Consider the following 19,255-nt stretch of genomic DNA (forward strand, 5'->3'; position numbering starts at 1 on the left):
CCTCCCCCGGTCCCGGGCATGAGAGAAAGCAGCAGCACATGGCTCTCGGTATCCCCAGCACAAGGACAGACAGCGCAGTATCCATTCGCGACCTCCTCGCCCGGGGCGGCCGCTCCTACTCGTTCGAGTTCATGCCGCCACGCAGCGCGGCGGCCGAAGCCGGACTCTGGACCGCGATCCGCCGGCTGGAGGCGCTGTCGCCCACCTTCGTCTCGGTGACCTACGGCGCCGGCGGTTCGACGAGGGGCCGGACCGTCGGCGTCACGGGGCGGATCGCCCAGGAGACCACACTCACTCCGGTCGCCCACCTCACCGCGGTCGACCACAGTGTCTCCGAACTGCGCAACATTCTCGGTCACTACGCCGACCAGGGCGTACGTAATGTTCTCGCTCTGCGCGGAGACCCGCCCGGTGATCCGCTCGGTCCCTGGAGAATGCATCCGCAGGGCGTCCGGTACGCGGCCGAACTGGTCAGCCTGATCAGGGAGTCCGGAAACTTCTGTGTCGGCGTCGCCGCCTTCCCCGAGATACATCCCCGCTCCCCCGACCGGGACAGCGACATCCGCCACTTCGTCGACAAGTGCCGGGCCGGAGCCGACTACGCCATCACGCAGATGTTCTTCGACGTCGAGGACTATCTGCGCTTCCGCGACCGCGTGACAGCCGCTGGATGTGAGACACCGATCATCCCGGAGATCATGCCGGTCACCACGATCCGCTCACTGCGCCGCATTCCCACGCTCTCCACCGCCGTCGTCCCCGACCGGCTGGCCGAGCGCATGGTCGCCGTGCAGGACAACCCCGCAGCGGTCAGGGCGCTCGGGATCGAGCACGCCACCGAGATGTGCCGCCGCCTGATCGCCGAAGAGGCTCCGGGACTGCACTTCATGACCATGAATTTCTCCACAGTGACGACGGAGATCTACCAGAACCTTGGCCTCAATGGATGAGCACGCGCACCCCTCACCCGTGGGAATCCGGCGCCCTTCGCTGGTCGGGATCGTCAACATCACCGCGGACTCGTTCTCCGACGGGAACAGGTTCCTGAGCCCGACCGCCGCGCTGGCTCACGCCCACCGGCTGCATTCGGAGGGAGCCGACGTCATCGAGCTCGGGCCTGCCGCGAGCAGTCCGGGAGCCGAGAAGGTGACCGCGGCCGAGGAGGTGAGGCGGCTGGCCGACGTCATCGATCAGCTGGTCGCCGACGGCATCGCGGTGTCGGTCGATTCGTACCGGCCCGCGACACAGCGGTTCGCCGCCGCGCGGGGCGCCACGTATCTCAACGACATCCAGGGCTTCGACGATCCCGCCCGGTACGAGGAACTCGCCGACACCGGCTGCCGGCTCGTCGTCATGCACTCCGTACAGCGTCACGGCCCCGCCACCAAGGTGCGGACCGATCCCACGGTGGTGTGCAGAGGCATCGACGAGTTCCTCGCCGACCGCCTGGCCGCACTGGAGGCGGCCGGCATCGGTCGCGACAGGCTGGTCATCGATCCGGGACTGGGCTATTTCCTGGGCAGCAGTCCCGAACCGTCGCTCAGGACCCTGGCCGGTCTCGAACGGTTGAAGGCCCGCTTCGACGTACCGGTGCTCGTCTCCCCTTCACGGAAGTCCTTCCTGCGGACGCTCACCGGGAGCGACGTCTCCGGGATCGGTCCGGCCACCCTGGCCGCGGAACTGTACGCCGCGCGCAGCGGCGCGGACTACATACGCACGCACGACGTAGCCGCCCTCCGCGACGCCCTCACGGTCTTCGAAGCCCTGGAATCGGCCAAGGAGAGCGGCTGGTGACCGGACACCGACGGTGTCGCGCGGGGTAGCCCCGCGCCGGCTCCTGCCCGAGCCCTGGCCGGCCGTGCGCTGAAACCTAGGGCTGGGACGCCAGCTGGACGGACCGGAAGCCAGCGCGGCCCCGGGAGCAGCGGCCGGGAGCGCCTCGCACGAGCGGGCCGGACTGCTGAACCGGTCGGCTGAGCGGCGGGCTGTCCCGCCGGTGGATCAGGACGCCGGGTCCCGGTGGCGGCGCAGCAGGTCCGCGATCGCGCAGCGCAGGCAGTCGGTGTCCGTGTCCGCCGCCGGGGCTGGGGCGGTGTGGCACAACGCGCCGCCCGAGCTGTGCTCCCGGCGTGTCCGCTCGCAGCCCTCGGCCGGGACCGCGACCAGGGTCTCCAGCTCATGAAGGAGCTGCTCGGTCCTCTTCACCTGCTGGCCGAGCACGCGGACGCGGGCACTCTGGCCGCCGATCTGGCGTCGGCTGGCGATCAGCCGCTCGTATTCCTCAAGCGTCAGGGCGACCGCTTCGCGGCCCCCGAGGGTGATGCGACGCGGCTGAGGCTGTCTGCTCACTCAGGCTCTCCGCTTCTCGCCGCTGTAGGTGCCGGTGCCCGATCGGTCAGGTCGTTGCGGCATGTCCATGGTCCGAGTCCTCGATGCCTGGAGAACGCGAGAGGGCCCCCGGATGGTTCCGCGGGCCCTCTCGTCATGGCGTCATGTCACTGCGAAGCGGCCACCGCCGTACCCGTGGACAAGGTGGCGGGCTTCGGATGGAACAGGCGATCGGCCAGTTCGCCGAAGACCAGTCCGAAGCCGCCCCACAGGGTCACCTGAATGGCGAGGGCGGAGAGCCGGAACCGCCACAGCACGGTGGCCGGGAAGTCGTTCGGCACCTCGTTGATGACGGGCAGGAACGCGTACGCCAGGCCGATCGCGACGGCGAACGCGGCCACCGCCACGACGGTGGCATACCAGGTGCCCAGCTTCGGTGCGAGCCGCTTGCCCAGGATGGTGGCGGCCACCGCGAGGAGGACGCTGAGCACCATCATCAGGAAGTACAGCGTGGTCCGCTTGCCGATGGTGTCGCCGTTGCCGACCGCCGGCGGGTTGGCCGGGTACTTCAGGAACGGCACGACGTACACGGCGAGCAGCGCGGTCCCCGACAGCAGCAGAGCCGTGGCCCGGGGACTGAAGCGGCCGACGCGGCCGAGCGCGAAGCAGTACGCGAGAGCGGCGATGCCGCCGAACGCGACCCCGTAGATCAGCACGCCGGTGGCAAGACCGGCAGTGGACTGGAGGCTGCGGGAGACGAGTTCGACCTCGTGCTCGTGCGCGGCAGCGTGCGACTCCTCGAAGCCGATCGCCTTGTCGACGTACGGTTCACCGAGGAAGTAGGCGACGACCAGGGCGAGCAAGCCGGCCGCGAGGCCGGCGAGCATGCCCCGCACGAGAAGGTTTCTCACAGTTGCGGAGTTCATGGGTGCTGGTTCCCCTCGGGTCAGTGGCAGGGGAAGCCGAGCAGGTGGCGGGCGTCGTGCACCCACTCGTGGACGTCCTCGCCGGAGACGACCGCGGTGGCGCCCTGCTCGGCGCCGACGAAGTACAGCAGGACCAGCATCAGGATGCCGAAGAAGACCGCCCAGGGGGCAATGTCCTTCAGTGGCAGCTTGCCGGGGAGAGCGGGGGTGGTGGCTGTCGGCGGTGCGACATGCTGCGCCATGGCAGGGCCTCCTCTGGGAGTTCGCGTCCCATCTCGGTGGTGCACAGGACGACGGCCACGGGTCTGACTTACGGTGCGCCCCTTCGAGAGGAGGCGCGCCGTTCACAGTGGCGCGACCGTGCCGGTTTCTCACCGGCTTCCGTTTCGCCGTCGTCGAATCGTACCGACGCTACCTGTCGGCCGGTGCATGACCAATAGTGCGCCTCCTCGCAGAGGCCACCCTTACTAAATGTTTACCTGTGCCGGAACTCGGGCCGCCGCTTGCTGACGAAGGCGTTCATGCCCTCTTTCTGGTCGGCCGTGGCGAACACCGCATGGAACAGGCGGCGTTCGAAGCGGACACCTTCGGCGAGCGTGGTCTCGAAGGCCCGGCCGACCGCCTCCTTCGCCATCATCGCCACCGGCAGTGACATGCCGGCGACGGTCTCCGCCACCGCGAGTGCCTCGCCGAGCAGGTCGTCGGCGGGGACCACGCGGGAGACGAGCCCGGCGCGCTCGGCCTCGGCCGCGTCCATGGTGCGCCCGGTCAGGCACAGCTCCATCGCCTTGGCTTTGCCCACGGCACGGGTCAGTCGCTGGGAACCGCCGATGCCCGGGATCACACCCAGCTTGATCTCGGGCTGGCCGAAGACGGCCGTGTCGGCGGCGAGCAGGATGTCGCACAGCATGGCGAGCTCGCAGCCGCCTCCGAGGGCGTATCCGGCGACGGCGGCGACGGTCGGGGTGCGTACCTGGGCGAGCCGGTCCCAGGCCGTGAACCAGTCGGCGAGGTACATGTCCATATACCCCTGCGGCTGCATCTCCTTGATGTCGGCGCCGGCCGCGAACACCCTCGCCGAGCCGGTGATGACGATGCAGCCGCAGTCCGGGTCCCGGTCCAGGGCCTCGGCGGCGGCCACGACCTCCTCCATGACCTTCAGGTTCAGCGCGTTGAGGGCCTTCGGCCGGTTGAGGGTGAGCAGGGCCGTGCGCCCTTTGCGTTCGACGAGGATGGTCTCGTAGTCCTGCGCCAGGTCTGCCGTGGTCATGCCTGTTCTCCGCTCTGGTCCCGGATGGTTCGTACGATGCCGGAGAAGTCCTCCGTGGCACCGGCCCGCTCGGCATAGACGGCGAACAACTCGGCTGCCTTCAGTCCGAGTTCCGCCTGGACGCCGCCCGCACGAACCGCGTTGGCGGCCAAGCCGAGATCCTTCGCCATCAGGGAGGCGGCGAAGCCCGGCCGGTAGTCGCGGTTGGCGGGGCTGGCCGGGACGGGTCCGGGGACGGGGCAGTTGACGCTGAGCGCCCAGCACTGCCCGGACGCCGTGGAGGCCACGTCGAACAGGGCCTGGTGGGACAGTCCGAGGCTCTCGCCGAGGACGAACGCCTCACTGACGGCGATCATGGAGACGCCGAGGATCATGTTGTTGCAGATCTTCGCGGCCTGTCCGGCGCCCGGACCTCCGCAGTGCACGGCCTTCTTGCCCATGGCCTCCAGCAGTGGCAGCGCCTCGGTGAACTCCGTCTCTCCCCCGCCGGCCATGAAGGTCAGCGTGGCCGCCTCGGCGCCCACGACTCCGCCGGAGACGGGTGCGTCCAGGCTCCTCATCCCGGCGGCCCGGGCGCGTTCGTGTGCGGTGCGGGCGTCGGCGACGTCGATGGTGGAGCAGTCGACGAAGAGGGTGCCGGGGCGGGCGGCGGCAAGGATGTCGTCGTAGAGGCCGAGGACATGGCGTCCTGCGGGCAGCATGGTGACGACGACGTCGGCGTCCGCGACGGCCTCGGCAGCGGAGGCGGCCGGTTCGACCCCTGCTCCTGCGGCCGCGTCGAGGGCAGCGGGCACGAGGTCGTGGCCTTGGACCCGCCGGCCGGCCTTGACGAGACTGGCGGCCATGGGGCTGCCCATGTGTCCCAGTCCGATGAACGCGACGGTCCCGCTCACCAGGCCACCTCCTCGGTGCTGTCAGGTCCGGCGAGCCCGAGTTCACGCTCGCCGAGCGGGGTGAAGAAGCTCTCCACGTCGGCATCGGTCACCTCGGCGAAGGTGGCCGGTGACCAGCGCGGGTTACGGTCCTTGTCGATGACCTGGGCACGGATGCCCTCGACCAGATCGGGCGCGGTCAGCGCCGCGCAGGAAACGCGGTACTCCTGCTCCAGCACCCGCTCCAGCGGACCCAGCCGCCGGGCACGGCGCAGGGAGGCCAGGGTCACCTTGAGAGCGGTGGGCGACTTGGCCAGCAGGGTTTCCGCGGTCTCCTTGGCGGCCGGGGCGCCGTGCGAGAGCAGCCGCTGGACGATCTCCTCGACCGTGTCGGCGGCAAAGCAGGAGTCGATCCACTCGCGCCGCGTGGCCAGCTCGCCCTCCGGCACGGGCCGCACATGACGATTCAGGGCTTTTCGTACAGGCATCGTTGCGAGGTCGTCGACGAAGAGCCGGAGCGTGGCGGACGGTACGTAGTGGTCAGCGAGTCCGCACAGCAGGGCATCCCCGGCGCCGATCCGCACGCCCGTCAAGGCGAGGTAGGTGCCCAGTTCACCGGGGGCGAGGGCCAGAAGGTACGTACCGCCGACGTCCGGGACGAACCCGATGCCTGTCTCCGGCATGGCGATCTTGGACCGTTCGGTGACGATCCGGACGCTGCCATGGGCGGAGACGCCGACGCCGCCGCCCATGACGATGCCGTCCATGACGGCGACGTAGGGCTTGGGGTAGCAGGCGATGCGGGCGTTGAGCCGGTACTCGTCCCGCCAGAAGGCCGCCGAGACGGTGCCGTCCCCGTCGCGGACGTCATGGTGGATGGCGTGGATGTCGCCGCCCGCGCACAGGCCGCGCTCACCGGCGCCGGTGAGGACGACGGTTTCGACGGCCGGGTCCCGCTCCCAGGTTTTCAGTGCCTCGTCCATGCAGCGGACCATGGTGTGGGTGAGGGCGTTGAGCGCCTTGGGACGGTTGAGGGTGAGGTGCGCGGCGCGCCCCTCGGTGCCCACCAGTACGGAGTCGTCGGTGGCGGTCATCCGAACGCCTCCGTCAAGCCGCGGGCCACGATGACGCGCATGATCTCGTTGGTTCCTTCCAGGATCCGGTGGACCCGCAGGTCCCGGACGATCTTCTCGATGCCGTACTCGCTCAAGTAGCCGTAGCCGCCGTGCAGTTGCAGGGCGCGGTCGGCGACGGAGTAGCCGGTGTCGGTGGCGAACTGCTTGGCCATCGCACACAGGTGGGGCGCCTGGGGATCGCGCCGGTCAAGAGCCTGGGCGGCCTGCTGGACCAGCGCGCGGGCGGCGGCGAGTTCGGTCGCCATGTCCGCGAGGCGGAATTGAAGTGCCTGGGCGTCGAGGAGCCGGCGGCCGAACGCCTCCCGGTCGGCGAGGTGCGCGAGGCTGCGGTCGAGGGCGCTGCGGGCTCCGCCGAGCGAGCAGGCGGCGATGCCGAGCCGGCCGCCGTTGAGGCCGTTCATGGCGATGCGGAAGCCGTCGCCCTCGCGGCCGAGGAGCCGGTCGGCGGGCAGCCGGACACCGTCCAGGATCACCTGGCGGGTGGGTTGGGCGTTCCAGCCCATCTTGCGCTCGTCGGGACCGAAGGAGAGGCCGGGGTCGTCCTTGTCGACGAGGAACGCGGAGATGCCGTGCGGCCCGGCCTCGCCGGTGCGCGCCAGGACGACGTACACCTGGGAGGCGCCCGCGCCCGAGATGAACTGCTTGACGCCGGTCAGGAGGTAGTAGTCGCCGTCGCGTGCCGCACGGGTGCGCAGGGCGGCGGCGTCCGATCCGGCGCCGGGTTCGGTCAGGCAGTAGCTCGCCAGGTCCTCCATGGCGCACAGGCGGGGCAGCCATCGCTCGCGCTGGGCCCGGTCGCCGTAATGGTCGATCATCCAGGCGACCATGTTGTGGATGGAGAGGTAGCCGGCGATGGACGGGCAGCCAGAGGCGAGCGTCTCGAAGACGAGGACGCCGTCGGCACGGGTGAGACCGGAGCCGCCCGACTCCTCGCGGACGTAGACGCCGCCGAGTCCGAGTCCGGCGGCCTTGCGCAGGACGTCGACGGGGAAGTACTTGTCGCGGTCCCAGTCCAGGGCGTGCGGGGCGAGGTGGTCCTGGGCGAAGTCCAGGGTCGTCTCGACAAGGGCCTGCTGGTCCTCGGTGAGCAGGGTGGCGGTCATGGCGCTCAGCCCATCGTCGGGATGGTGAAGCTCGCGCCTTCCCGAAGACCCGACGGCCAGCGCGAGGTGACGGTCTTCGTGCGGGTGTAGAAGCGGATCGCGTCCGGGCCGTGCTGGTTGAGGTCGCCGAAGCCGGAACGCTTCCAGCCGCCGAAGGTGTGGTACGCGACCGGAACCGGGATGGGCACGTTGACGCCGACCATGCCGGTGTTCACTCGGCGGGTGAAGTCGCGGGCGGTGTCTCCTTCGCGGGTGAAGATCGCGACGCCGTTGCCGTAGAGGTGCCCGCTGGGCAGCCGCAGCGCCTCCTCGTAGTCGGCGGCACGGACGACCGACAGCACCGGCCCGAAGATCTCCTCCTGGTAGATGCGCATGGCGGGGGTGACCCGATCGAAGAGGGAGGCGCCTGCGAAAAAGCCGTTCTCGTGGCCGGGCAGGGCGAAGTCCCGTCCGTCGACGACGAGTTCCGCACCCTCCTCTACCCCCAGGTTCACGTAGGAGCGCACCCGGTCGACGGCGTCCCGGCCGACCAGCGGGCCGAAGTCGACCTCGGGATCGTCGCTGCGGCCGATCCGCAGCGAGCCGATGCGCTCCTTCAGACGGGACACCAGGGCGTCGGCGGTGTCCTCGCCGACCGGCACGGCGACCGAGATCGCCATGCAACGCTCTCCCGCCGAGCCGTAGCCGGCACCGATCAGCGCGTCCACGGCTTGGTCCAGGTCTGCGTCCGGCATCACGATCATGTGGTTCTTCGCGCCGCCGAAGCACTGGGCCCGCTTGCCATGAGCGGCGGCGGTGGCGTAGACGTGCGCGGCGACAGGCGTGGAGCCGACGAAGCCCAGGGCAGCCACCCGGGGATCCTCGAGAAGGGTGTCGACGGCTTCCCTGTCGCCGTTGACGACGTTCAGCACGCCCGGCGGCAGACCGGCCTCCAGGAACAGCTCGGCCAGCCGCAGCGGAACGGACGGATCACGCTCGGACGGCTTGAGGACGAAGGCGTTCCCGCAGGCCAGGGCCGGGGCGGCTTTCCACAGAGGGATCATCGCGGGGAAGTTGAACGGGGTGATGCCCGCGACCACGCCGAGGGGTGCGCGCAGGGAGTGGACGTCGATGCCGGTGCCGGCGTTGTCGGTGAACTCGCCCTTGAGCAGGTGCGGGATGCCCGCGGCGCCGCCGAGGCCGCGGGCGAACTGCGCGCCGGAGGCCGGATCATCGAGTCCACCTCCGGCAACACCGGCCTCGGCCTGTCGGTGATCGCCGCCGAACGCGGCTACACCTTCACCGCCGTGGTCGACAACCACGCGGCCCCGGACAAACTCCGCGGCATGAAGGCGCTCGGCACCGAACTCGTCTACGTCGTCGACGACGGCACCGAGGAACTCGCCACCGCCGCACGTGAGGAACTCGCCGAGGACATGGCCCGCGGCCAGGACAACACCGTCTTCACCGAGCAGCACAACAACCTCGCCAACGGCGTCGGCTACTTCCCCGTCGCACACGAACTCCACGAGGCCCTCGACGGCGACATCGGCGTCCTGATCGGCGCCGTCGGCACCGGCGGAGCCCTGTGCGGCACCGGCCGCGAGCTGACCAAGCTCATGTCCGGCTTCACCGTCATCGGCGTGGAACCCAAGGGATCCATCGCCTTCGGCGGCCCCGCCCACGACTACTACCAGTCCGGCACCGGCACCCCCGAGGGCGCGACGATCGGCGCCCTGGTCGACTTCGACCTCATCGACGAGGGCGTCAAGGTCGGCGACATCGAAGCGTTCGCGACCTGCCGGGCCGTCGCCCGCACCGGCCTGCTCATCGGCGGCTCGGCCGGCGGTGTCGTCCACGAGGCCCTGACCCGGCTGTCCGACCTGCCGCCGGGCACCACTATGGTCGCCCTGGTCAACGACGGCGGGGAGAAGTACATGGACACCGTCTTCAACGACGAGTGGATGAGCGAACGCAACCTCCTCAGCCCCGACACCGAGCGGGAAGTCGACGAACTCCTCACCAAACTCCGCAGGAACCGGTAGACCACATGCTCACCACCCTCCTCCGCGACAGCCGCGCACTCGGCGTGCTCGCCGTGCCACTCGTCCTCACCCAGCTCGCCCAGGTCGCCCTGACGACCACCGACACGGTGATGATGGGACTGATCGGCACCACCGAACTCGCGGCCGGCGGCCTCGGCATCGTGATCTTCAACCAGATCCGCACCATGGGCGTCGGCCTCGTCACCTCCGTCGGCAACCAGGTGGCCTCTGCGGCGGCACGCGACGAGCAGGCGGCCGACGGCACGGACAGCGCGGACGGCGCGCAGGAGCCGGCACACGACGACGTACGGGCGATCGTGCGCGCGAGTCTGGCCGTCGCCACCCTCGCCGGGGTCGCCGGCGCCCTCCTGATGATCCTCATCGGGCAGGCACTGACCTGGCTCGGCCAGGACGCCGACGTCGTGCGCCTCGCCCGGAACATGCTCCACGCCCTCGCCCCCGGCCTGCTGCCCTGTCTGTGGTTCCAGGCCGTACGCCAGTTCACCGTCGGGATGCGCCGCCCCCAGGCCCTGCTCCGGATCACCCTCGTGTCCATCGGGGTGAACGCGGGCCTGAACTGGATCCTGATCCACGGCACGTTCGGCCTTCCCCGCCTGGGACTGACCGGCGTCGGAATCGCCACCTCGACCGTCTACCTGCTGTCCTTCCTCGCCCTCTACCTCGCCGCGAAGAAGGACCCCGCGCTCGCCCCGCTCCTCACCCTCGACATCACCCGAACCGACCCGGCCGTACTCAAGCGCATCCTCGGCCTCGGCGTGCCGATCGCCGCCACGTACGGCTCCGAAGCCGGATTCTTCTCCGTCACCGCCTTCATGGCCGGCTCCTTCGGCCCCGACGCACTGGCCGCGCACACTGCCGTCAACCAACTCGTCTACATCGTCTTCCAGGTGGCCGTCGGACTGTCCCACGCGGCATCCATCAACGTCAGCCGCGAACTCGCCCTCGGCAACCACGACGGCGCCCGACGCATCAAGAACACCGCGCTCACCTGCGCCGCCGCCGTCATGACCTGCGTCGGCATCCTGTACCTCGCCGCGCCGCGCCTCGTACTGGCACCGTTCCTGGACACCGGCTCCAGCCAGGCGCTCAGCATCGCCACCCACCTCCTGGTCGTCACCGCCTTCCTCCAGTTCTTCGACTGCGCCCAGAACATCGGCGTCGGTCTCCTGCGCGGACTCGACGACACCAGGAGCGGCTTCCGCATCACCCTCATCGGCTACTGGGCCGTCGGACTGCCCGCCGCCTGGCTCCTCGCCTACGCCCTCCACCTCGACACCCTCGGCATCTGGCTCGGCCTCCTCACCGGCCTCGCCGCCACCGCCACCCTCCTGCTGCGCCGCTACACCAGCGCCCTCACCGCCACCCAGCCCTTCACTGCGACGGCAGCCTGAACCGGCTACCGGGCAGGTGGTCACCGACCACCTGCCCGCCGCACCGCGAGCAGCTCAGATCTCCTGCCGCGCCGCGCTCGGCACCTCCGTGACATCCTTGCGCGTCACCGCCAGGTAGACGACCAGGCCGAGGATGACCGCTAGGAACAGCGCGCTGGTGACGACAGTGCCCAGGCCGAGGCCGCCGTCGCCGGTCGGCTGGGAGAGGTAGTCGCCGATGGAGGCGCCGAGCGGGCGGGTGAGGATGTAGGCGATCCAGAAGCTCCACACCGCGTTCAGCCCCAGCGTGAAGTGCGCGACGGCGACGGCGGCGATGGCCAGGGCGAACAGGACCGCCGAAAGCCAGTAGCCGAGGTCCATGCGCTCGGAGACCAGGTCGCCGGCCGCCGTGCCGAGGGCGAAGGTGAACAGCACGGCCAGCCAGTAGAACGACTCACGGCTCGTGGTGTCGATGCTGTGGATCGACAGGGTCCGCTCACGCCGGTACCAGACGGCGAAGACGACCGCGAGGAGGAGCGCGAACACCGTGGTGCTCGTCTCCAGCGGTACGCCTATGTTGTCGGTCAGGTTGTCGCTGATCAGCGTGCCGACGACGCTGATCAGGGCGACGGCGAGCCAGTACACGCCCGCGCGGTAGGCGGTCGTGCGGAACTGGACGACCAGGACGACCGCGAGCAGCGCACTCATCAGGACCGACACGCCGGTCAGGCCCAGGCCGGCCTTCTCGTTGAGGAGGTCGGCCGCGGTCTCGCCGACGGTCGTGCACAGGACCTTGATGATCCAGAAGTAGGCGGTGACCTCGGGGACCTTGTTCCAGCGCAGACGGCGGGATGGGCGAGCGGAGGCAGTGCCCGGTTCGGCCTCAGGAGTCTCGGAGAGTTCATAGGTCATGGGGTCAGACGGTGCCAGCGGTTACCTGAACGCATCCTGACTGCCGCGCGGCGTTCCCCGCCCCGCCGTGCCCGGCCTGATCACGATGAGCGCATGCACACCCGCGCCGTGTCCTGGCTGCGGCACCGACTCGGCCGTGCCGTGGTTCTCGCCTACGTACTCGCCCTGTTCCTGCCCGGACCGGGTCTGTGGCTTCGCCGCCTCCATCTCCTGCCGCTGACACATCTGACGCTGCACACCGCACCGCTCCTGCTGTCCCTGATGCTGTTCTCCGCCGGGCTTCAGGTGCCCGTCCGCGCGCTGGGCCGCCTTCTGCGGCACCCGAAGGCGCTGCTCGCCGGACTCGTGCTGCACCTTGCCATCCCGCTGGCGGTCGTGCCGCTCGTCGCCTTCCTGCTGCGGCGCACCCCCGACGCCGACGGCGGCAGCGGACTGCTCACCGCGCTGATCCTGACCGTGGCGATGCCCGTCGCCGCCGGGGCCACCGTATGGACCGACAAGGGCGACGGCGACCAGCCGACGATGGTGGGCCTCGTCCTGGCCTCCACTCTCCTCAGCCCGCTCAGCACCCCCTTCCTGCTGGAGACCCTGGCGCCACTGCTGAGTGGCGGCTACGGACAGGTACTCGTCGACACCGGCAGGCTGGCCCACGGAGGATTCGGCCTGGCCACCGTGGTCCTGCCCTGCGCGGCGGGACTCCTGGGCGCCCTCGCCCTGCCCGCGCGGTGGCTGCGCCGCCTCCGCATGACGGTGACGCCACTGGCCCTGACCGGCTCGCTGCTGCTGACCTACGTCAACGCCAGTGGCGCCCTCGGCTCCGTCCTCACCCGGCCCCGTCCGCTGCTGTTCGCCGCCGCCCTGGCGGTGGCGGCCCTGGTCTGCCTGCTCTCCTTCGCCCTCGGGCGGGCCGCCGCCTGCCTCCTGCGGCTGGAGGCAGGTAGCGCCTCGTCGCTGACGCTCGCCTGCGGCATGAACAACAGCAGCGCGAGCGCGGTCCTGATCACCGCGTCCCTGCCCGACAAACCGCACCTGCTGCTGCCGGTCCTCACCTACGGACTGCTGCAGAAGACCGCCGCGAACCGGATCGTCACCCGCCTCCGGGGGGATCCCGCTCCCCCGGCAGGCCCCTGAACCATGCTCAGCCGCCGCCAGCTGGGCCGGCTTCTTCCCGGCGTACGGGGACGAGCAGAGTGAACGTGGCAGGACGGCGACCGGTCAGAGAGAGTCTGCCGCCCAGCGAGACGGCCAGGTCGCGGGCGAGGGACAGGCCGATGCCGGAGCCTGGTGCCGAGCCGGTGTGGCCGCGGTCGAACAACTGGGCCGCCTCGCTTTCCACGGCGCCCTCGTCGGTGACGTCGAAGGCGACGGCTTCGCCGAGGTCGCGGGCCGTGAGGCGAACGGTGCCACGCCCGTGGACACGGGCGTTGTCCAGCAGGACGCCGAGGATCTCGGTGACGGAAGCGCCGGGGACGCGGATGTCGTCCGACGCCTCAGGGGTCCCGCACTCCAGGCGTCTGCCGTCGCGGGCGAACAGTCCGTGCCAGCTCTCCTCGGTCTCGCGCAGCAGTCGCGGCACGGGGGTGTCCGGTGCGGGCTGGCGCGGCAGGCCGCGGGAGCGGGACAGACGCAGCACCTCCTCCACCGTGCCGTGCAGGCGGCGCGTGGTGGCCAGGGCCTCCTCCAGGGCGGGCCGCGCCTGAGCGTCGTCGTCCTGGGCGAGCCCCGCCTCCAGGGTCAGCTGGAGCCCGGTAAGCGGGGTGCGCAGCTGGTGGGAGGCGTTGGCGGTGAAGTCACGCTCGTGGCGCAGGAGTTCGGTCAGGCCGTGGAGCATCTCGTTGTGGGTGCGCGCGACCTGGTCGATCTCGGCGACATTGCTGGGCGCGGCCCGGGCGCTCAGATCACCGGCGGTGACGGCCCGGCAGTGCCGGGAGAGATCCTCCAGCGGCGCGGCCAGCGCACGCGCCTGCCGACGGGCGACGAGGACGGCCACCGTCAGCGCGAGCGCGCAGACCCCGGCCAGGACCGCCCAGGCAAGCAGGACACGGTCGCGTACTGCGGCTGCCGGCGAGGAGGCCCGTACGACGCCGATCACACGCTCGGCGTGCGACACAGGCACCGCGACGACCAGATCACCGCCCGACCGGCCGCGCACCACCTCCGCGCCCAGCGCCCTTCGCACGACCGTGTCGCCTGTACGGGGGCCGGTACCGGCCCGCAGGCGCAGCGCGGGATCGTACAGGCCGAGGCGTCCGCCGGGCGGTGGCCCGGGCAGTTCCACAGGGTCGCCGGTCACATAGTCCGGGCTGACGCGTACGGCTCCGGACAGCGCCGCCCGTTCCAGGGTGTCGCGCTGGTCGGCGTACAGGGACGACCTGATCGCCAGGGCCAGCGGGACTGCGAGGAGGACGACGGCGACCAGGGCGGCGGTGAGGGCGACTCGCACCACGCGCTGTCTCATGTCTCCATCTTGCGGGCCTCCGACCGGCCCGGAAGCGGCCGCCACGCGCTTTTGCCGTCGTCTAACCGTCGGCATGCGGGGCGTTAACCGACGGCTTCCTAGCGTCGGTGGCATGACCTGAAGGCGGCTCCTCGACAGTTCCTCGGAAGGGCAGTGGGCATGTCGTACGCACGTAATTCCGCAGGCGTCGTCGCAGTGACGGTGATCGCCGCGGTGATCGCAGGGTGTTCCGGATCGTCGTCCGGGGCGCAGTCAGGCTCGGGTTCGACGGCCCCGGCGCAGGCGACCCCGGCCCCCACCGAATCGAACCCGCCCGGGGACATCCCCGACAACCAGGTGTATGTGGACTACCAGCCCGCCCATGGATTCAGCGGGTTCACGGTGAAGGTGCCGGAGGGCTGGGCCCGCACCGACAAGGGCGGTACGACCGTGTTCACGGACAAGCTCAACAGCGTCACGATCACGGCGGCCACCGCCTCCACCTCCCCGACCGTCGCCTCGGTCAAGAACACCGTCGTCCCGCAACTGAGCGGCCAGGTAACGAAGTTCGCGTCCCCGAAGGTGTCGCAGGTGACCCGGAAGGCGGGCCCCGTCGTCCTTCTCGCCTACCAGGGCGACTCGGCCAAGGACCCGGTCACCGGCAAGGTGGTGCGGGACGCGTTCGAGCGGTACGTCTTCTACCGGCAGGGCCACAAGGTGGACCTGACCCTGTCCGGTCCCGTCAACGCCGACAACGTCGACCCGTGGCGCACTGTCAGCGACTCGTTCGCGTGGCGGTGAGCGCGATGACCGCCGGACCCTCGGACGACGACGTGGTACTGGCCGCCCGGGAGCTGTACCGCTTCTACCGGGCCGGCGAGGAAGAGACACTCGCGTTGCGCGGTGTGTCACTGCGGGTGCGGCAAGGGGAGACGGTCGCCGTCGTCGGCCCCTCGGGGGCGGGCAAGTCGACCCTTCTGGCGTGTCTGGCGGGTCTCGACGAGCCGTCGGGCGGCGAGGTCCGGGTGGCGGGCGTGCGCATCAGCCACCGGCCCGAGACCGAACGCTCCCGACTGCGCGCCCGGCACGTGGGGGTGCTCCTTCAGTCACGCAACCTGCTCCCGCATCTGACCGTGCACGGCAACATCCGGCTCGCCCAGCATGCGCTGCGTGGCCGTCCTGCCGTGACCGCCGATGCGCTCCTGGAGCAGGTGGGGCTCGGGCGGCGGGCGGGTGCGCTGCCGCGGCAGCTGTCCGGCGGTGAGCTGGCGCGCGCCGGGCTGGCCGTGGCGCTGGCCAACTCCCCGGCCGTGTTGTTGGCCGACGAGCCGACCGGTGAACTCGACGGCCACACGGAGCAGTTGGTGCTGCGGATGCTGCGGGATCGGGCGGCAGACGGCTGCGCGGTGCTGATCGTGACACACAGCACGGAGGCGGTGCGGGGCGCCGACCGCGTGATCACGCTGAACGACGGGCGGGCCCACGAGGAACACAAGGGCACGGCTCATACGAAGGAGCACAGCCATGTCCTCCACTGACCTGCTCGTCTCCTGCCGGGACGCCGCGCTCACCTTCGGCCGGGGCCCCGCCGCCGTCGTGGCGGTGCACGGCGCCGACCTGGACGTCCGCTCCGGCGACCGGCTGGCGGTCGTGGGACCGTCCGGGTCGGGCAAGTCGTCCCTGCTGCATCTGCTGGCCGGGCTCGAACGCCCCACCGGCGGCACGATCGCCCGGCCCGGACTCGACGGGCCGCGGGACATCGGGCTGGTCTTCCAGGCCGACAGCCTCATCCCCGCCCTGGACGTCACGGAGAACACCGCGCTGCCGCTCGTCCTGGCGGGACGCCCTGAGGAGGAGATCCGCCGTCCGGTCGCCGAGGCGCTCGACGTGGTCGGCGCGGCAGGGCTGGCCGACCGGCTGCCCGACGAGATCTCCGGCGGCCAGGCCCAGCGGGTGGCCGTGGCCCGCGTGTTGGCGCAGGCGCCGCGACTGATCCTCGCCGACGAACCCACCGGCCGCCTCGACCACGCCACCGGCGCCCGCGTCCTGGACGCCCTGCTGGCTGCGGCGGACCGGACGGGCGCGGCCCTCGTCGTCACCACCCACGACCCCGCCGTCGCCGCCCGGCTCACCGTACGGCGGAGCATGCGCGACGGCCGGCTGCTTTCACCCGAAACGGCGGATGCGCCGGACCCACGAGGGAGCCTGTCATGATCACCGCCTGGGCGGGCGGACTGACCCGCCACCGCCTCGGACGGCTCCTGGGCGCCGTCGCCGGGATCGCCCTCGCCGTCGCCCTGGTCGCCGCGCTCGGCTCCTTCCTCACCGCGTCCAAGGCGACCATGACCCAGCGGGCGGTCCGCTCGGTCGCCGTGGACTGGCAGGTCGAAGTACAGCCCGGCGCCGACCCGAACGCCGTCGGGGCACTGGCGCGATCCACTCCTGGTACCCGGGCCGCGCTGCCCGTCGGCTTCGCCCGCACCACCGGCTTCACCGCCACCGTGGGAGGCAGTACCCAGACCACCGGACCGGGTGTCGCGCTCGGCCTGCCGGCCGACTACCGCAGCCACTTCCCCGACGAACTGCGCACACTCTCCGGCTCCGGCACCGGCGTTCTGCTCGCCCAGCAGACCGCTTCCAACCTGCACGCGGCCCCCGGCGACACCATCGGCGTACGGCTGCCCGGCGCCGGGCTGCGGCAGGTGCGGGTGGACGGCGTGGTCGACCTGCCCCAGGCCGACTCGCTGTTCCAGAAGGTCGGCGCGCCCGCACAGTCCCAGCCGACCGCTCCGCCGGACAACGTCGTCCTCCTGCCCGCCGCCCACTTCGCCTCCCTCACCCGCGGCGCCACCGACGTCACGACCCAGATCCACGTGGCCCGCGACGCGAAACTGCCGGCCGACCCGGCCGCCGCCTTCACCTCGGTGACCGGCGCCGCACACAACCTGGAGGCCAGGTCGGCCGGTTCCGGGCTCGTCGGGAACAACCTCGGCTCGGCGCTCGACTCCGCCCGGCAGGACGCCCTCTACGCACAGATCCTCTTTCTCTTCCTCGGCGTCCCCGGTGCCGTCCTGGCCGCCGCGCTGACCGTGGCGGTCGCCTCGGCGGGCGGCGAACGGCGCCGCCGGGAGCAGGGCCTGCTGCGACTGCGCGGGCTGCGCCCCCGTCAGATCATCGCGCTCGCGGGCCTGGAGGCCGCGCTGGTCGGTGTGGTCGGCGGCCTCGGGGGTCTCGGGCTCGCCGAGCTGACCGGCCGCCTCGCCTTCGGCGCCACCTCCTTCGGCGCGAGTGCGGGCACCCTGGCGCTCTGGTACGCCGTGGCCTTCGTCCTCGGCGTGCTGGTGGCCGCCGGCGCCGTGCTCGTGCCCGCCCTGCGCGATCTGCGCACGGTGACCGTCGCCGACACCAGGCGGGAGCGGCGCGTGTCCCGTTCGCCCTGGTGGCTGCGGTGTGGTCTGGACTTCGCGCTGCTGATCGGCTCGTGGCTGGTGTTCCACGCGTCCTCCGGCAATCAGTACGCCCTGGTCCTCGCGCCCGAAGGCGTACCCAGCGTCTCCGTCTCCTACTGGGCGTTCCTGGGCCCCACGCTGCTGTGGCTCGGGGCGGCCCTCATGCTGTGGCGGCTGACCCTGCTGGCTCTCGCCCACGGCCGCCCGGCCCTGGCCCACCTGGCCCAGCCACTGACCGCGACCCTCTCCGGAACCACGGCGGCCGTACTGTCCCGCCGTCGGCGCCCGTTCGCCCGCTCGGTGGTGCTGCTTGCCCTCGCCGTGTCGTTCGCGATCTCCACGGCCGTCTTCAACTCCACCTACCGGCAGCAGTCCGAGGTCGACGCCCGCCTCACCAACGGCGCGGACGTCACGGTCACCGAACCGCCCGGAGCCCAGATCCCGCCGAGCGCCGCGGATGCACTGAGGGTCTCCGGCCTCCGGCACGTCGAACCCCTCCAGCACCGCTACGCCTACGTCGGCTCCGACCTCCAGGACCTCTACGGGGTCCGGCCCGCCACCATCGCAAAGGCGACCTCGCTCCAGGACGCCTACTTCTCGGGCGGCACGGCGCACCAACTGATGCGGCGGCTCGACCAGCGCCCCGACAACCTTCTGGTCAGCGCGGAGACCGTGCACGACTTCCAGCTTTCCCCCGGCGACACGGTCAACCTCCGCGTCCAGGACGCCCGTACGAAGGCGCTGCGCACGGTGCCCTTCCACTACGCCGGGATCGTCAAGGAGTTCCCGACCGCACCGAAGGACAGCTTCTTCGTCGCCAACGCCGCCTACGTGGCGAAGGCGACCGGCAGCGACGCCGTGGGCGCCTTCCTGCTCGACACCGGCGGCACCCACCAGAAGCAGCTCGCCGACAAGCTGCGCCACCGGTTGGGCACCGGTGCCACCGTCACCGACCTCAGCCAGACCCGCGGCGTCGTCGGCACCAGCCTCACCTCCGTGGACCTGGCCGGACTCACCCGCATCGAACTCGCCTTCGCCGTCCTGCTGGCAGCCGGGGCCGGGGGCCTCGTCCTCGCGCTCGGACTCGCCGAACGCCGCCGTACCTTCGCCATCGCCACCGTCCTGGGCGCCCGCAGCGGCCAACTGCGCGGCATGGTCCTCACCGAGGCCCTGCTGCTGACCGCCGGCGGTCTGGCAGGCGGCGCCCTCATCGGCTGGGCCCTGTCCGAGATGCTCGTGAAGGTCCTGACGGGAGTCTTCGACCCGCCGCCCGCGAGCCTGTCGGTGCCGGGCGGCTACCTGGCCCTGACCGCGGGCGCGGCCGTCGTCGCCGTACTGGCCGCCGCGCTGAACGGCATCCGAAGCGCCGGCGGGCCCGCCGTGGAGGAACTGCGTGACCTGTGAGCG

General features: G+C 71.2%; 18 protein-coding genes, 1 pseudogene and 1 riboswitch. Of the genes and pseudogenes, 9 read left to right on the top strand and 10 right to left on the bottom strand.

Translation table 11 applies throughout. From position 1 onward, the window contains the following. Positions 1 to 38: 38 nt before the first annotated feature. Positions 39 to 950, top strand: coding sequence for a methylenetetrahydrofolate reductase [NAD(P)H] (gene metF, locus IE275_RS15500; RefSeq protein ID WP_189711850.1), 912 nt, complete (start codon positions 39 to 41; stop codon positions 948 to 950). Then, complete coding sequence (gene folP, locus IE275_RS15505) at positions 943 to 1,794, top strand: dihydropteroate synthase (protein WP_189711851.1); 852 nt, start codon at positions 943 to 945, stop codon at positions 1,792 to 1,794. The genes metF and folP overlap by 8 nt, the downstream gene beginning before the upstream one ends. Positions 1,795 to 2,001: 207 nt before the next feature. On the opposite strand, the gene IE275_RS15510 is transcribed toward folP, so the two are convergent. From IE275_RS15510 to mmsA, 8 genes and pseudogenes are all read right to left on the bottom strand, one after another. After that, positions 2,002 to 2,349, bottom strand: a complete 348-nt coding sequence (locus IE275_RS15510; RefSeq protein ID WP_189711852.1) for a hypothetical protein — start codon at positions 2,347 to 2,349, stop codon at positions 2,002 to 2,004. A 146-nt stretch (positions 2,350 to 2,495) separates the two neighbouring features. Further along, entirely contained in the window at positions 2,496 to 3,254 is a 759-nt protein-coding gene (locus tag IE275_RS15515) for a CbtA family protein (RefSeq protein WP_189711853.1), read from the bottom strand. Positions 3,255 to 3,274: 20 nt separating this feature from the next. Further along, complete coding sequence (locus tag IE275_RS15520; RefSeq protein WP_189711854.1) at positions 3,275 to 3,496, bottom strand: CbtB domain-containing protein; 222 nt, start codon at positions 3,494 to 3,496, stop codon at positions 3,275 to 3,277. A 37-nt stretch (positions 3,497 to 3,533) separates the two neighbouring features. After that, a riboswitch (cobalamin riboswitch) is annotated at positions 3,534 to 3,688 on the bottom strand. Positions 3,689 to 3,729: 41 nt separating this feature from the next. After that, positions 3,730 to 4,524: an enoyl-CoA hydratase gene (locus IE275_RS15525; RefSeq protein WP_189711855.1), complete on the bottom strand. Its 795-nt coding sequence runs from the start codon at positions 4,522 to 4,524 to the stop codon at positions 3,730 to 3,732. Continuing rightward, complete coding sequence (gene mmsB, locus IE275_RS15530; protein ID WP_189711856.1) at positions 4,521 to 5,417, bottom strand: 3-hydroxyisobutyrate dehydrogenase; 897 nt, start codon at positions 5,415 to 5,417, stop codon at positions 4,521 to 4,523. Before mmsB ends, IE275_RS15525 begins: the two co-directional genes overlap by 4 nt. Beyond that, positions 5,414 to 6,490: an enoyl-CoA hydratase/isomerase family protein gene (locus IE275_RS15535; RefSeq protein ID WP_189711857.1), complete on the bottom strand. Its 1,077-nt coding sequence runs from the start codon at positions 6,488 to 6,490 to the stop codon at positions 5,414 to 5,416. Before IE275_RS15535 ends, mmsB begins: the two co-directional genes overlap by 4 nt. After that, positions 6,487 to 7,635, bottom strand: a complete 1,149-nt coding sequence (locus tag IE275_RS15540; RefSeq protein ID WP_189711858.1) for an acyl-CoA dehydrogenase family protein — start codon at positions 7,633 to 7,635, stop codon at positions 6,487 to 6,489. Before IE275_RS15540 ends, IE275_RS15535 begins: the two co-directional genes overlap by 4 nt. Positions 7,636 to 7,640: 5 nt before the next feature. Further along, positions 7,641 to 8,804 (bottom strand): annotated as a pseudogene (gene mmsA / locus IE275_RS15545) (CoA-acylating methylmalonate-semialdehyde dehydrogenase); the annotation flags it as partial. Here mmsA and IE275_RS15550 point away from each other — a divergent pair. Together IE275_RS15550 and IE275_RS15555 are read left to right on the top strand one after the other, a co-directional pair. After that, positions 8,787 to 9,659 carry a cysteine synthase family protein gene (locus tag IE275_RS15550; protein WP_229870249.1) on the top strand — a complete coding sequence of 291 codons (873 nt, stop codon included), beginning with the start codon at positions 8,787 to 8,789 and terminating at the stop codon, positions 9,657 to 9,659. The pseudogene mmsA and the gene IE275_RS15550 overlap by 18 nt on opposite strands. Before the next feature lie 5 nt (positions 9,660 to 9,664). Further along, positions 9,665 to 11,071, top strand: a complete 1,407-nt coding sequence (locus tag IE275_RS15555; RefSeq protein ID WP_189711860.1) for an MATE family efflux transporter — start codon at positions 9,665 to 9,667, stop codon at positions 11,069 to 11,071. 54 nt (positions 11,072 to 11,125) lie between these two features. Here IE275_RS15555 and IE275_RS15560 read toward each other — a convergent pair whose 3' ends face one another. After that, positions 11,126 to 11,962 carry a COG4705 family protein gene (locus tag IE275_RS15560; protein WP_189711861.1) on the bottom strand — a complete coding sequence of 279 codons (837 nt, stop codon included), beginning with the start codon at positions 11,960 to 11,962 and terminating at the stop codon, positions 11,126 to 11,128. A 93-nt stretch (positions 11,963 to 12,055) separates the two neighbouring features. On the opposite strand from IE275_RS15560, the gene IE275_RS15565 reads away from it, so the two are divergent. Then, on the top strand, positions 12,056 to 13,093 hold the full coding sequence (locus tag IE275_RS15565) for a bile acid:sodium symporter family protein (RefSeq protein ID WP_189711862.1): 1,038 nt from the start codon (positions 12,056 to 12,058) through the stop codon (positions 13,091 to 13,093). 7 nt (positions 13,094 to 13,100) lie between these two features. Here the strand turns inward: IE275_RS15565 and IE275_RS15570 are convergent, their stop codons facing one another. After that, positions 13,101 to 14,420, bottom strand: a complete 1,320-nt coding sequence (locus tag IE275_RS15570) for a HAMP domain-containing sensor histidine kinase (RefSeq protein WP_189711863.1) — start codon at positions 14,418 to 14,420, stop codon at positions 13,101 to 13,103. A 159-nt stretch (positions 14,421 to 14,579) separates the two neighbouring features. Here IE275_RS15570 and IE275_RS15575 point away from each other — a divergent pair, with 159 nt between their 5' ends. The 4 genes from IE275_RS15575 to IE275_RS15590 are packed head-to-tail and all read left to right on the top strand — an operon-like array spanning position 14,580 to position 19,252. Then, positions 14,580 to 15,200, top strand: coding sequence for a hypothetical protein (locus tag IE275_RS15575; RefSeq protein ID WP_189711864.1), 621 nt, complete (start codon positions 14,580 to 14,582; stop codon positions 15,198 to 15,200). A gap of 5 nt (positions 15,201 to 15,205) precedes the next feature. Then, positions 15,206 to 15,937, top strand: a complete 732-nt coding sequence (locus IE275_RS15580; protein ID WP_189711865.1) for an ABC transporter ATP-binding protein — start codon at positions 15,206 to 15,208, stop codon at positions 15,935 to 15,937. Beyond that, positions 15,924 to 16,613, top strand: coding sequence for an ABC transporter ATP-binding protein (locus tag IE275_RS15585; protein WP_189711866.1), 690 nt, complete (start codon positions 15,924 to 15,926; stop codon positions 16,611 to 16,613). Before IE275_RS15580 ends, IE275_RS15585 begins: the two co-directional genes overlap by 14 nt. Continuing rightward, entirely contained in the window at positions 16,610 to 19,252 is a 2,643-nt protein-coding gene (locus tag IE275_RS15590; RefSeq protein ID WP_189711867.1) for an FtsX-like permease family protein, read from the top strand. The genes IE275_RS15585 and IE275_RS15590 overlap by 4 nt, the downstream gene beginning before the upstream one ends. The last annotated feature ends 3 nt before the right edge of the window (positions 19,253 to 19,255 follow it).

It is taken from the genome of Streptomyces phaeofaciens, from assembly GCF_014648915.1.
GTDB lineage: Bacteria > Actinomycetota > Actinomycetes > Streptomycetales > Streptomycetaceae > Streptomyces > Streptomyces phaeofaciens.

What these genes read in the sequence shown, in the direction of transcription:
- IE275_RS15585 (WP_189711866.1), top strand. Translation starts at nt 15,924, where the DNA reads ATGTCCTCCACTGACCTGCTCGTCTCCTGCCGGGACGCCGCGCTCACC.
- IE275_RS15515 (WP_189711853.1), bottom strand. Translation starts at nt 3,254, where the DNA reads ATGAACTCCGCAACTGTGAGAAACCTTCTCGTGCGGGGCATGCTCGCC.
- IE275_RS15540 (WP_189711858.1), bottom strand. Translation starts at nt 7,635, where the DNA reads ATGACCGCCACCCTGCTCACCGAGGACCAGCAGGCCCTTGTCGAGACG.
- IE275_RS15525 (WP_189711855.1), bottom strand. Translation starts at nt 4,524, where the DNA reads ATGACCACGGCAGACCTGGCGCAGGACTACGAGACCATCCTCGTCGAA.
- IE275_RS15560 (WP_189711861.1), bottom strand. Translation starts at nt 11,962, where the DNA reads ATGACCTATGAACTCTCCGAGACTCCTGAGGCCGAACCGGGCACTGCC.
- metF (WP_189711850.1), top strand. Translation starts at nt 39, where the DNA reads ATGGCTCTCGGTATCCCCAGCACAAGGACAGACAGCGCAGTATCCATT.
- IE275_RS15590 (WP_189711867.1), top strand. Translation starts at nt 16,610, where the DNA reads ATGATCACCGCCTGGGCGGGCGGACTGACCCGCCACCGCCTCGGACGG.
- IE275_RS15565 (WP_189711862.1), top strand. Translation starts at nt 12,056, where the DNA reads ATGCACACCCGCGCCGTGTCCTGGCTGCGGCACCGACTCGGCCGTGCC.
- IE275_RS15570 (WP_189711863.1), bottom strand. Translation starts at nt 14,420, where the DNA reads ATGAGACAGCGCGTGGTGCGAGTCGCCCTCACCGCCGCCCTGGTCGCC.
- folP (WP_189711851.1), top strand. Translation starts at nt 943, where the DNA reads ATGGATGAGCACGCGCACCCCTCACCCGTGGGAATCCGGCGCCCTTCG.
- IE275_RS15535 (WP_189711857.1), bottom strand. Translation starts at nt 6,490, where the DNA reads ATGACCGCCACCGACGACTCCGTACTGGTGGGCACCGAGGGGCGCGCC.
- IE275_RS15555 (WP_189711860.1), top strand. Translation starts at nt 9,665, where the DNA reads ATGCTCACCACCCTCCTCCGCGACAGCCGCGCACTCGGCGTGCTCGCC.
- IE275_RS15520 (WP_189711854.1), bottom strand. Translation starts at nt 3,496, where the DNA reads ATGGCGCAGCATGTCGCACCGCCGACAGCCACCACCCCCGCTCTCCCC.
- IE275_RS15575 (WP_189711864.1), top strand. Translation starts at nt 14,580, where the DNA reads ATGTCGTACGCACGTAATTCCGCAGGCGTCGTCGCAGTGACGGTGATC.
- IE275_RS15580 (WP_189711865.1), top strand. Translation starts at nt 15,206, where the DNA reads ATGACCGCCGGACCCTCGGACGACGACGTGGTACTGGCCGCCCGGGAG.